This window comes from Streptomyces sp. NBC_00536, assembly GCF_036346295.1.
Lineage (GTDB): Bacteria > Actinomycetota > Actinomycetes > Streptomycetales > Streptomycetaceae > Streptomyces.
This window is the reverse complement of record NZ_CP107819.1, coordinates 5,306,249-5,318,425: the sequence shown is the minus strand read 5'-3', so window position 1 is coordinate 5,318,425 and position 12,177 is coordinate 5,306,249. Positions and strand designations below refer to the sequence as shown.

8 protein-coding genes are annotated in these 12,177 nt (G+C 69.1%); 4 read left to right on the top strand and 4 right to left on the bottom strand.

Annotation, left to right across the window (positions count from 1 at the left end; all coding sequences use genetic code 11):
• Positions 1-31 precede the first annotated feature (31 nt).
• The 4 genes from OHS33_RS23745 to OHS33_RS23730 all read right to left on the bottom strand — a co-directional run bounded on the left by OHS33_RS23745 (position 32) and on the right by OHS33_RS23730 (position 7,952).
• Positions 32-955 carry an ABC transporter permease gene (locus OHS33_RS23745; protein ID WP_330332424.1) on the bottom strand — a complete coding sequence of 308 codons (924 nt, stop codon included), beginning with the start codon at positions 953-955 and terminating at the stop codon, positions 32-34.
• A 184-nt stretch (positions 956-1,139) separates the two neighbouring features.
• Complete coding sequence (locus OHS33_RS23740) at positions 1,140-2,783, bottom strand: peptide ABC transporter substrate-binding protein (protein WP_330332423.1); 1,644 nt, start codon at positions 2,781-2,783, stop codon at positions 1,140-1,142.
• Positions 2,784-3,199: 416 nt separating this feature from the next.
• Positions 3,200-5,098 (bottom strand): translational GTPase TypA, encoded by a 1,899-nt coding sequence (typA, locus tag OHS33_RS23735; RefSeq protein ID WP_330332422.1) that lies wholly within the window; start codon positions 5,096-5,098, stop codon positions 3,200-3,202.
• Between the two features lie 316 nt (positions 5,099-5,414).
• Complete coding sequence (locus OHS33_RS23730; protein ID WP_330332421.1) at positions 5,415-7,952, bottom strand: ABC transporter substrate-binding protein; 2,538 nt, start codon at positions 7,950-7,952, stop codon at positions 5,415-5,417.
• A gap of 359 nt (positions 7,953-8,311) precedes the next feature.
• Here OHS33_RS23730 and OHS33_RS23725 point away from each other — a divergent pair, with 359 nt between their 5' ends.
• From OHS33_RS23725 to OHS33_RS23710, 4 genes are all read left to right on the top strand, one after another.
• Positions 8,312-8,533: a hypothetical protein gene (locus OHS33_RS23725; protein ID WP_330332420.1), complete on the top strand. Its 222-nt coding sequence runs from the start codon at positions 8,312-8,314 to the stop codon at positions 8,531-8,533.
• A gap of 102 nt (positions 8,534-8,635) precedes the next feature.
• Positions 8,636-9,457, top strand: coding sequence for a hypothetical protein (locus tag OHS33_RS23720; protein ID WP_330332419.1), 822 nt, complete (start codon positions 8,636-8,638; stop codon positions 9,455-9,457).
• A 1-nt stretch (position 9,458) separates the two neighbouring features.
• A complete protein-coding gene (locus OHS33_RS23715; RefSeq protein WP_330332418.1) occupies positions 9,459-11,387 on the top strand; it encodes a fumarate reductase/succinate dehydrogenase flavoprotein subunit in 1,929 nt (642 codons plus the stop codon).
• Positions 11,384-12,154 carry a succinate dehydrogenase/fumarate reductase iron-sulfur subunit gene (locus tag OHS33_RS23710; RefSeq protein WP_330332417.1) on the top strand — a complete coding sequence of 257 codons (771 nt, stop codon included), beginning with the start codon at positions 11,384-11,386 and terminating at the stop codon, positions 12,152-12,154. The genes OHS33_RS23715 and OHS33_RS23710 overlap by 4 nt, the downstream gene beginning before the upstream one ends.
• Positions 12,155-12,177: the final 23 nt, after the last annotated feature.

Sequence of the window (12,177 nt, the reverse complement as noted above, 5' to 3'; positions counted from 1 at the left end):
GGGTATGACTCCTAGAACGGGCTGCCTGGGATCAGGCGAGACGGATGCGGGGGTCGAGGACCGCGTACAAGAGGTCGACGATGAGGTTGAGCAACACGAACACGGCGACACCGAAGGTCACCACGCCGATGATGATCGGGTTGTTCTGCTGCTGAACCGCCGTCACCAGCGCGAGGCCGATGCCGTCCCAGTTGAAGATCGCCTCGGTGATGAGTGCGCCACCGAGCAGTCCGCCGAAGGAGATACCCAGGTACGTGACGACCGGGATGATCGAGTTCCGCATGACGTGCTTGAGCAGCACGGTCCGGCGCGGCAGACCCTTGGCCACGGCCGTCTTGACGTAGTCGGCCCGCAGCACCTCCAGCATGGTGCCGCGCATGAGCCTCGCCACGAGCGCCGCGTCGAGGATCGCCAGCACGAAGGCGGGCAGGATCATCGACTTGAAGGTGCCGTCCGAGATCAGCGGGACCCAGTCGAGCTGGATCACGAAGATCTTCTGGAACACCATGCCGATCACGAAGGACGGGAAGCCGACGGCCATGGTGGTGAGGAGCGTGATCAGTACGTCCCAGAAGGAGTATCTGAACAGCGCGGCGATCAGGCCGGCGAACAGGCCGATCACGATGTCGAGGACGATCGCCAGCAGCGCGAGCTCGGCGGTGTTCACGAGCTTGGGCTGGAGCACCTCGGTCACGGGGCGCCGCTGGGTGAAGTCCTCACCGAGGTCGCCCTGCACGAGGTTCTTGACGAAGTTGCCGTACTGGACCGGCAGCGGGTCGTTGAGTCCGTAGCGTTCACGGAGCGCTTGCACCACTGCCGGGTCGCGGGCCTTGTCACCGCCGAGCGAACCCACCGGGTCGCCCGGAAGCACGAAGAGACAGCCAAAGAGAATAATCGTCGCACCGAAGAGGACGACCACCATCTGTCCGAGCCGCCGGATCACATATCTGCCCACGATGCCTCCTTCACATACTGAGCGTGGGGGTTGGCGGCATCATCCGATCGGGAGATTGGCCGCATCCGGGCGCGGAACGGGAGAGATGAGGGGTGCGCCCGGGACTGAGCGAAGGCCGTGGAGACCGAAGAAGTTACTTCGGCCCCCACAGCCCTCGCCTACCTACTTTGGTGAAGAAGTACGCCTACTTGGCGGAGATCTCCGCGAGGTTCGGGTCCTCGAAGAAGTCCATCGCCATGTTGCTGAACTTGTCCGTGTTCGCGAGGCGGTACTGCGTACGCTTCCACGTCGGGATGAGCGCCTGGTCGTCCTCGACCGCGATCTTCTCGGCCTCCTTGTAGACCGCGGCGCGAGCGGCCGGGTCCTTGGTGGCGCGAGCCTTCGTGATCAGCTCATCGAACTTCGGGTTGCTGTAGCGGCCGCGGTTGTCACCCTGGGCCTTGCCCGTCGCCGGGTCCTCGTTGATCGAACCCGAGTCGAGCAGCGGGAACAGGAAGTTGTCCGGGGTCGGGTAGTCCGCGCCCCACGCCGAACGCCAGATACCGGCGGTCGCCTTGTCCTGCTGCTGCGACAGGGCCTCCTTGAACGGCTTGCCGTTCAGCTTGACCTCGAGGCCGAGGACGTCCTTCAGCTGCTGCGCGATGGCCTGGACCCACTCTTCGTGGCCGCCACCGGTGTTGTAGCCGAAGTCCAGGACGGTGCCCGGCTTCAGGTTGCCCTTGGCCGCGTACTCCTTGGCCTTGTCCTTGTCCTGCTTGATGCAGGAGGTGCAGAGGTTGTTGGTGTACGTGTCCGCGAACGACGGCGGGAGCACGGAGGTGGCGGGCTTCTGCATGCCCTGGAAGACGCCCTTGGCGATGGCGTCCCGGTCGATCGCGTAGGAGATCGCCTTGCGCGCGTCCGGGTTGTTCATCGGCGCGTTCTGGTTGAAGACGACCAGGTAGTTGATACCCGAGGTGTCGCCTTCGATCCACTGCTTCTTCGCCGAGTACTTGGCCTTGGCGACCGGGAGCTGCGGCGTGGGCATGCGCGCCCAGTCGAAGCTGCCCGACTGGTAACCCTGGTACTCAAGGGTCGCGGCGTTGGCCGAGTTGAGGATCGAGATCTCAACCTTGGCGAGCTTCGCCTTCTCCAGGCCGTAGTCGTCGTTACGGACCATGGTGATGGACTTGTTGTGCTGCCACGAACCCTCCATCTTGAAGGGGCCGTTGCCGATGGGAGCGTCGTTGTACGCCTTGTTGCTGGCGGCGCCGGCGACCTTCGGGACGGGGCTGAAGACGGTGTGAACGGTCTTCTTGTCGAACTCGAAGTCAGCCGCGGACAGCTCGACCTTCAGCGTGTTGGCGTCCGGAGCCGACAGACCGGCGAACTTGTCGCTGGTGCCGCCGTTGAGCTCCTTGTAGCCGACGATTCCGTCCATCGGGTACGCCACGTCGGAGGCCGAGGCCTTCGCGACGGTGCGGGTCCAGCCGCGGATGAACGACTCGGCGTCGACCACTTCACCGTTGGTGAACTTGGTGCCGGCCTTGATCTTGAAGGTCCAGGTCTTGCCGTCGTCGCTCGTGGTGAACGACTCGGCCAGAGCCGGCTTCAGCTTGCCGTCCGGCGTCGCGCTGTACAGGCCGGTGAAGAGGTTGTGCGCGACCAGGGAGCCCTCGGACTCCTGGGCGTTGAACGGGTCGACCGCGACCGGCTCGGTGATACCGAGGCGGAAGGTGCCGCCGGCGGCACCCGCATCCTTCTTGTCCCCGCCGCCACCGCAGGCAGTCGCGGCCAGGGCAATGATTGCCGCGCCCGCGACCCACTTGGCGCTCTGAGCACCACGCATGGGTTTCCTCCTCATGAGTCCACTTGTCACAACAAGACGGGGCACTCGGTCGCGCGCCGACACCCCTGACGGCGCTTGTGCGATGAGTTACCCACAGTGTGCTCGTGAGTCGACACTCCCCACAGTGTGTGACCCATTGACCCGAGCTTGGTGCCAACTATTAAGTACAGCCGACCCGTAAACCACACTTAAAGGGTCTCGTTTTGACAACATCACTACAGGTCAGTAGCCCGATATACGGACAAACTGAGCCTAGACAGACACCCGCGAAACGGACGGTTAGTACACCTTCCGGAGTGTGATGCCCGATATACGGACACAAGAACGAGACAATCCGGTTGACAAAAGCGAACGGCCCCTCCACCACGGAGTCCGTGGGGAAGGGGCCGTATCACAAAACGTGACGCTCGCGGCAACTACCGCTTGGCGCGCGAAGTCGTACGACCGCGCTCCTTCTGGTCCAGAACGACCTTGCGGATGCGGACGGCCTCCGGGGTCACCTCGACGCACTCGTCGTCGCGGCAGAACTCCAGGGACTGCTCCAGCGACAGCTTGCGCGGGGGCACCACGTTCTCCGTGTTGTCCGCGGAAGCCGCACGCATGTTGGTGAGCTTCTTCTCCTTGGTGATGTTCACGTCCATGTCGTCGGCGCGCGAGTTCTCGCCGATGATCATGCCCTCGTACACCTCGGTGCCGGGGTCGGTGAACAGGACGCCGCGCTCCTGCAGGTTGATCATCGCGAACGGCGTGACCGAACCGGCGCGGTCGGCGACCAGCGAACCGTTGTTACGGGTCTTCAGCTCGCCGAACCACGGCTCCAGGCCCTCGTGGATCGAGTGGGCGATGCCCGTACCGCGGGTGTTGGTGAGGAACTCCGTACGGAAGCCGATGAGGCCACGGGACGGAACGACGAACTCCATGCGGACCCAGCCGGAGCCGTGGTTCGACATGTTGTCCATACGGCCCTTGCGGACACCCATGAGCTGCGTGACCGCGCCCATGTGCTCCTCGGGCACGTCGATGGTCATGCGCTCGACCGGCTCGTGCACCTTGCCGTCGACGAGCTGGGTGACGACCTGCGGCTTGCCGATGGTCAGCTCGAAGCCCTCGCGGCGCATCTGCTCGACCAGGATGGCCAGCGCCAGCTCACCGCGGCCCTGCACCTCCCAGGCGTCGGGGCGCTCGGTGTCCAGGACGCGGAGCGAGACGTTACCGATCAGCTCGCGGTCCAGACGGTCCTTGACCTGGCGGGCGGTGACCTTGCGGTCCTTGACCGCGGACTTGGCGTCCGCGCCCTTGCCGCTGCCGCCGCGGCCGACCATCGGGGAGGTGTTCGTACCGATGGTCATGGAGATCGCCGGCTCGTCGACCGTGATCAGCGGGAGCGCGATCGGGTTCTCCGTGTCGGCGAGGGTCTCGCCGATCATGATGTCGGGGAAGCCGGCGACCGCGCAGATGTCACCCGGGCCCGCCACCTCGGCCGGCTTGCGGGTGAGCGCCTCGGTCATGAGCAGCTCGGTGATGCGGACGTTCGACTGCGAACCGTCGCGCTTGATCCAGGTGACGGTCTGGCCCTTGCGCAGCTCGCCCTGCTCGACGCGGACCAGGGCGATGCGGCCCAGGAAGTTGTCGGCGTCGAGGTTGGTGACGTGGGCCTGGAGCGGGGCGGCCTCGTCGTACTCGGGGGCCGGCACGTGCGCCAGGATCGTCGAGAAGAACGGCTCCAGGTTCTCGCTGTCGGCCGGGACGGTGCCGTCCTCCGGCTTGGTCAGCGAGGCGACGCCGTCACGGGCGCAGGCGTAGACGATCGGGAACTCGATCTGCTCCTCGTCCGCGTCCAGGTCGAGGAAGAGGTCGTACGTCTCGTTGACGACCTCGTCGATCCGCGAGTCGGGGCGGTCGGTCTTGTTGATGCAGAGGATGACGGGCATCTTCGCCTGGAGCGCCTTGCGGAGCACGAAGCGCGTCTGCGGCAGCGGGCCCTCGGAGGCGTCGACGAGGAGGACGACCGCGTCCACCATCGACAGACCGCGCTCGACCTCGCCACCGAAGTCGGCGTGGCCCGGGGTGTCGATGATGTTGATCGTGATCGGCGCGCCACCCTCCTTCGGGTGGTACTTGACCGCGGTGTTCTTCGCGAGAATGGTGATGCCCTTCTCGCGCTCCAGGTCGTTCGAGTCCATCATGCGGTCGTCGAGGTGCTGGTGGGCGGCGAAGGCACCTGCCTGCTTCAGCATGGCGTCGACGAGGGTCGTCTTGCCATGGTCGACGTGGGCGACGATGGCTACATTACGAATGTCGTGGCGCGTGGTCATACTGGCGGCGCTTCTCCCGGAATCGTGGATGGCGTCGCGTACGGTCCGGCACGCGCGCCCGCCGGGCGGAAAAACCTGCCACGGCCTTACCCCATCGTACGTTGCGTGGCGGGAACCGCACGCCGGGGGGTCTGTCAAGGGGCCGGAGGGCTGACCGCGACGGGGTCGCGGGGGCTGCTGGGCCGGGGATGGGGTGGGGGGTCCCGGCCGGTGTTCCTGCGGGTCAATGGGTACGTACGACCTTGCCCGCCGGTGCACCGGCGGGCAAGGGACTTGAGTCACTTCTGAGCTTGTTCACCCGGACTTGGGTGTCAGGTCAGCTCTTCTTCGCGGCCTTTTCCTTCTTCTCCTGCGCCGCCTTCACCTCGGCCGGGGACTTCATCCAGCCGATGTCCTGGAACCGGGGCGCTCCCAGACCGAAGGCGCCCGCGTTGACCAGATTGGGCTTGGCCGCCACCAGCTCGGGGCGCTGGTAGAGCGGGATGGACCCGGCGGCGGCCCAGATCCGGGCGTCCGCCTTGCGCATCAGGTCGCGGGACTGATCCTCGTCCAGCTCGCCGAGCGCCTGGTCGAACAGCTGGTCGATCCGGTCGGTGCCGACCCGGGTGTAGTTCTGCTCGACGCTCAGCGAGCCGTCGGCGGCGGGCGAGGGCTTGGCGAAGATCGGCCGGGCGTCCGTGGCGGGGAAGGCGGTCGCGGGCCACGAGTACAGAGCCAGGTCGTACTGGCCCGAGGCGATGTGGTCCTTGAAGAAGCTCGCGTCGGCGACCTTGGTCAGCTCGGTCTGGATGCCGACCTTCTGCAGCATCTGGGAGATCCGCTCGCCGACCGTGCGCAGGGCCTCGGAACCGGGGCCCGAGGGGAGCACGAAGCGCAGGGTGAGCGGCTTGCCGTCCTTGGCGAGCATCGCGCCGGAGGTGCGGACGGCGTGCTTGGCGGGCGCGGGCGCCGGGCTGGCCTTCTCGCCCTGCTCCTCGGCCGGCGCCGACCCGGCGTCCAGGGCCGGATTGCGCTTGCCGTCGTCGACCGCGGCGGCCTGGGCGAGGAGGGCGGCCTCCTGCTGCTCGGCGAGCGGTACGGCCGCCAGCACCGGGGAGGGCCGGTTCGCCCCGGTGGCGAAGCGGTCGGCGTCGACGATCTCCCCGTCGGGGGCGTAGCGGTAGTCGCCCTCGGGGAGGCCGCCCGCGCGCTGCTCGACCGGGCCCTCGGGCCGGTGGGCGCTCTCGTCGCCCGGGCGGGCCGGGCGGTCGCCGGGGCGCAGGCCGGGCAGCGGGGCCGGGCGCAGGGCCGGGCGCAGGGCCGGGCGCAGGGCCGGGTTCAGACCCGCGGGCGGGCGGGCGCCGTTGCGCTCGTCCTCGCCCACGACGAACTTCCCCTCCCAGCCGGTGCCGTCGCCATCGGCGGGAGCCGCGGCCTGGGCGCCGGGGGCCGCGGCTCCCGGGCGGGCCGGGGTCTTCCCGTCGTCCTTCTTGTCGCTCTCGGAGCCCGCCTTGGCCGCCGGGTCCGAGAGCTTGCCGCCCTTGCGCCAGCCCGCGTCGGCGAGGAGGGCCTGGGCGGCCTGGGTGTCCTGGCCGCCCAGCGCGTCGCTGTTGTCGGCGTACGCGCGCTGCCCCTCCAGGGCCAGGTGGCTGCCGACCGGCTTCGCGGGCAGGCCCAGCGGCTTCAGCACGATGTCGGTGAGGGACTGGCGGTCCAGCGCGCGGGCCACCGCCCGGCGGACCCGCTCGTCGGCCAGCGGTCCGGAGGCCCCGTTCAGCGCGAGCTGGGTGTAGGCGGGCTCCAGGGACTTGCGCACGGCGAAGCCCCGCAGGGCGTTCTGCTGGGCGGCGTAGGCGGCGGCCGCCTCGGCGTTCTTCTTGCGCGTCTCCTGCTCGTCCCTGGCCTTGCCCTCGTCGGCGCCGAAGGCGACCGCCCAGGAGAGCGTGGCCTGGGCGGCGGTCACCGCGGCGCCGGGGCCGTGGGCGGGCGCGGCGCCGTGCGGCTGTGCGGCGTCCCGGTGCGCCAGAGCGATGCGGTCGGCGCCGCCGCGGTCGATCTCGGCCAGGTCCAGCTTCCCCGCGGCCAGCGCGGCGGCCCGCTCGGCGCGGGGTACGGCGGTCAGCACGAGGGAGTCGAGCTTGGCCGGGCGGCCCCACCAGCGCGGGTTGCGGGAGAGGGCCACGGTGCCGGCCTTCTTGTCGACGGCGCCGAGGTTGAAGGGGCCGGCGGTGACCTTGAGGGCGCCGCGCGCGCCTTCGTTGAAGGCTTCGGGGCTGCCGGTGACCTGCTTGGGGTAGAGCGGGCTGAACAGGGAGCGCCAGTCGGTGTAGGTCTTGGCGAAGGTGACCTTGACTTCGAGGTCATTGGCGCCGCGCTCGATCTTCTCGATCCGGTCGTACCCGGCGTTGCGGGCCGTCCAGTACGCGGAGTCCTTGCCGCTCAGGGCCCGCCACTGGGCGACGAAGTCGGGTGCGCCGACCTCGCGGCCGTCGCTCCACACCGCCTTCTGGTTGAGCTTGTAGAGCACGACCTGCTTGGGCTCGCGCTGGATGACCTCGGCCTTCTCCAGGAAGTCGGGGTTGGCGGCGGGCCGTCCCTTGGCGTCCATGAGGAAGAGCTGCGGCAGGACGGCACCGGCGATCCGCGCGGTGGTGGCGTCGGCGTCCGCCTGGAAGGTGTTGAGGGTCTCGGGCAGCGCGTCGACGGCCCAGCGCACCGACCCGCCGTCGGCCACCAGGTCGCGCGTGGTGGCGGAGATGTCCTGACCGGCGGCGGCCGGGCCGCCCTCGTCATCGGCCCCGCAGCCCGTCAGCAGCGGCAGTGCGAGGACTCCCGAGGTCAGGAGCGCCAAGGACCTGCGCCTTCTCTGGGACATGGGTGGTACCTCCGGGGCGGGGCTGAGCGGGGCGGGACTCGGGGTGGCATGATCACGTTTGGGGGTATATGGAGCTGATCACACTGGTGATGAGCCCACTGAAATCGACCACCTGCCGCAGCTTCCGCAGCCGCCCCTCGCCACGCCGCGAACCCCACCCGTGCGGACCAATCGGTCGTGCCGTCCGGGCGCGCGTTCCCCCGTAAGAGGGATGAAAATGGGGTGCAGGGAGGGGCGCACAGTTCGCGCCTGCGCGCCCGCAATCGCTGCACGTCCCTTCACAACCGGGGACGGGAGGCGCGACACTCGCAGGCGCACATGAGCGTTGCCACCGCACCCAGCGGAAGTGAGGGCAAGTCATGTCCCTGCAAGACGATTTGACCGCCGTACGGCGCAATCTGAACGAGCTGGTCCGCTCGGTGGAGCAGCTGGAGAAGGACGTCGCCCGGCAGACACCGGCCGCTTCCAAGCCTCCGGGCCGGGACGCGATGGTCACCGTCCCGGACACCCCGTACGACAGCTCGCTGTGGACGGACTCCGACGACGAGGGCCTCGGCGCCCGCGACCGCCGCGCTCCCTGACACAGCGCTACGCTCCGCGCACACCCCACCGGACCCGGCCCCGCCCCCAGCGACGGCGGCCGGGTCTCCTGGGCCACCCCTCCACTCCTCCCGGAGTCCCCTTTGGCCACAGGCACGGAACCATCCCGACCCCTGACCGGCGTGCACGGTGCCTCCCGCGCCGCGATCGCCGCCCGGCACCTGCGCACCGACCGGTGGTGGCTGGCCCCCGCCGGCACCGCGGCCGGGCTGCTCGCCTTCATCGTCTACTCGACCTGGCGGGCCTTCTCCAACGCCGATTACTACGCGGCCCCCTACGTCTCCCCCTTCTACTCCCCGTGTCTCGCGGAGAACTGCGAGACGATGCGCGGCGGCCCCAACCTCGATCTGTTCGGCAGCTGGTGGGGCCTCTCCCCCGCCCTGCTGATCCTGGTCTTCCCGCTCGGCTTCCGGCTCACCTGCTACTACTACCGCAAGGCCTACTACCGGGGCTTCTGGGCCTCGCCCCCGGCCTGCGCGGTCGCCGAGCCGCACGCGAAGTACTCCGGCGAGACCCGCTTCCCGCTGATCTTCCAGAACATGCACCGGTACTTCTTCTACGCGGCGGTCCCGGTCGCCGGGATCCTCACCTACGACACCGTGCTGACCTTCCGCGACGAGCACTACGCGTGGGGGCACATGGGCCTCGGCACCCTGCTCTTCGTCGCCAACATCGCGCTGATCTGGGCCTACACGCTGTCCTGCCACTCCTGCCGCCACATCATGGGCGGCAAGCTCAAGCACTTCTCCAAGCACCCGGTGCGCTACCGGCTGTGGGGCTGGGTGAGCAGGCTCAACTCCCGCCACATGCAGCTGGCCTGGGCCTCCCTGATCAGCGTCGCGCTCTGCGACTTCTACGTGTACCTGCTGGCCAGCGGTGCTTTCGACGACCCGAGGATCTTCTGACATGGCTCAAGTCGACCGGCAGCAGTGGGACGTGGTCGTGGTCGGTGCGGGCGGCGCCGGACTGCGGGCCGCGATCGAGGCCCGCGAGCGGGGCGCCCGTACGGCGGTGATCTGCAAGTCCCTCTTCGGCAAGGCCCACACGGTCATGGCCGAGGGGGGCATCGCCGCCTCCATGGGCAATGTCAACGAGCACGACAACTGGCAGGTCCACTTCCGCGACACGATGCGCGGCGGCAAGTTCCTGAACCAGTGGCGGATGGCGGAGCTGCACGCCAAGGAGGCGCCCGACCGGGTCTGGGAGCTGGAGACCTGGGGGGCGCTCTTCGACCGGACGCCCGACGGGAAGATCTCCCAGCGCAACTTCGGCGGCCACGAGTACCCGCGCCTCGCGCACGTGGGCGACCGGACGGGCCTGGAGCTGATCCGGACCCTCCAGCAGAAGATCGTCCAGCTCCAGCAGGAGGACTTCAAGGAGTACGGGGACCACGAGGCCCGGCTCAAGGTCTTCCAGGAGTGCACGGTGACCAGGGTTTTGAAAGATCGCAGTCTCAAGGACGGGCAGCGGGTCTCGGGGACCTTCTGCTACGAGCGCGAGACCGGCCGCTTCTTCGTCCTGGAGGCCCCCGCGGTGGTGCTGGCCACCGGCGGCATCGGCAAGTCCTTCAAGACCACCTCGAACTCCTGGGAGTACACCGGCGACGGCCACGCGCTGGCCCTGCTCGCCGGGGCGCCGCTGCTGAACATGGAGTTCGTGCAGTTCCACCCGACCGGCATGGTCTGGCCGCCCTCGGTCAAGGGCATCCTCGTCACCGAGTCGGTGCGCGGTGACGGCGGGGTGCTGCGCAACAGCGAGGGCAAGCGGTTCATGTTCGACTACGTCCCGGACGTCTTCAAGGAGAAGTACGCCGAATCGGAGGCGGAGGGCGACCGCTGGTACGAGGACCCGGACAACAACCGGCGCCCGCCCGAGCTGCTCCCCCGCGACGAGGTGGCCCGCGCGATCAACTCCGAGGTCAAGGCGGGCCGCGGCTCCCCGCACGGCGGGGTCTTCCTGGACGTGTCCACCCGGATGCCGGCCGAGAAGATCAAGCGGCGGCTGCCGTCGATGTACCACCAGTTCAAGGAGCTGGCGGACGTCGACATCACCGCGGAGCCGATGGAGGTCGGCCCGACCTGCCACTACGTGATGGGCGGCATCGCCGTCGAGTCGGACACCGCGGCCACCCTCGGGGTGCCCGGGCTGTTCGCGGCGGGCGAGGTCGCGGGCGGGATGCACGGCTCGAACCGGCTCGGCGGGAACTCCCTGTCCGACCTGCTGGTCTTCGGCCGCCGGGCCGGGCTGCACGCGGCCGGGTACGCCGCCGGGCTCGCCGCCGCCCTGCCCGCCGTCTCGCAGCGGGAGGTCGACGAGGCGGCCGCGGAGGCGCTGGCCCCCTTCCACGCGGAGGAGGGCGCGGAGAACCCGTACACCCTCCACCAGGAACTCCAGCAGACGATGAACGACCTGGTCGGGATCATCCGGCGGGCGGGCGAGATGGCCGAGGCCCTGGAGCGGCTCGCGGGGCTGCGCGTACGGGCGGCCCGCGCCGGGGTGGAGGGGCACCGCCAGTTCAACCCGGGCTGGCACCTGGCCCTGGACCTGCGCAACATGCTGCTGGTCAGCGAGTGCGTGGCCCGGGCCGCCCTGGAGCGCACCGAGAGCCGCGGCGGCCACACCCGGGAGGACTGCCCGGCCATGGAACGGTCCTGGCGCCCGGTGAACCTGCTGTGCCGCCCGGTGCCGGTGGATCCGGCCGTCCCCGCCGACCCGGCGGCCGACCGGATCGCCCTGGAACACACCCGGACCGAGCCCGTCCGCCCGGACCTGCTCGCGCTCTTCGAGAAGGAAGAGCTGGTCAAGTACCTCTCCGAAGAGGAGCTCCACGCGTGAGCAGCTACGAAGCCGGTTTCCGGATCTGGCGGGGCGACGCCGAGGGCGGTGAACTGCGGGACTTCACCGTCGAGGTGAACGACGGCGAGGTCGTCCTCGACATCATCCACCGGCTCCAGGCCACCCAGGCCTCCGACCTCGCGGTCCGCTGGAACTGCAAGGCGGGCAAGTGCGGCTCGTGCAGCGCGGAGGTCAACGGGCGGCCGCGGCTGATGTGCATGACCCGCATGTCGACCTTCTCCCGCGAGGAGACGATCACGGTCACCCCGCTGCGGGCGTTCCCGGTGGTCCGGGACCTGGTGACGGACGTGTCCTTCAACTACGCGAAGGCGCGCGAGGTCCCGGCCTTCGTCCCGCCGCGCGGGGTGGCGCCGGGCGAGTACCGGATGCAGCAGGTGGACGTGGAGCGCTCGCAGGAGTTCCGCAAGTGCATCGAGTGTTTCCTGTGCCAGGACACCTGCCACGTGGTGCGCGACCACGAGGAGAACAAGGCCGCCTTCGCGGGGCCGCGGTTCCTGATGCGGGTGGCGGAGCTGGACATGCACCCGCTGGACGCGGCCGCCGAACAGGGGCTGGACCGCAAGCGGACGGCCCAGGAGGAGCACGGGCTGGGCTACTGCAACATCACCAAGTGCTGTACGGAGGTCTGCCCCGAGGGCATCAAGATCACCGACAATGCGCTGATCCCGCTGAAGGAGCGGGCGGTGGACCGCAAGTACGACCCGCTGGTCTGGCTGGGCTCGAAGATCTCCCGCCGCAAGGAGTGATCCCGCGGGGCGAGGCTCGGGTG

Coding starts and splice junctions, on each gene's coding strand:
- OHS33_RS23740 (WP_330332423.1), bottom strand. CDS start 2,783: ATGCGTGGTGCTCAGAGCGCCAAGTGGGTCGCGGGCGCGGCAATCATT.
- typA (WP_330332422.1), bottom strand. CDS start 5,098: ATGACCACGCGCCACGACATTCGTAATGTAGCCATCGTCGCCCACGTC.
- OHS33_RS23730 (WP_330332421.1), bottom strand. CDS start 7,952: ATGTCCCAGAGAAGGCGCAGGTCCTTGGCGCTCCTGACCTCGGGAGTC.
- OHS33_RS23725 (WP_330332420.1), top strand. CDS start 8,312: ATGTCCCTGCAAGACGATTTGACCGCCGTACGGCGCAATCTGAACGAG.
- OHS33_RS23715 (WP_330332418.1), top strand. CDS start 9,459: ATGGCTCAAGTCGACCGGCAGCAGTGGGACGTGGTCGTGGTCGGTGCG.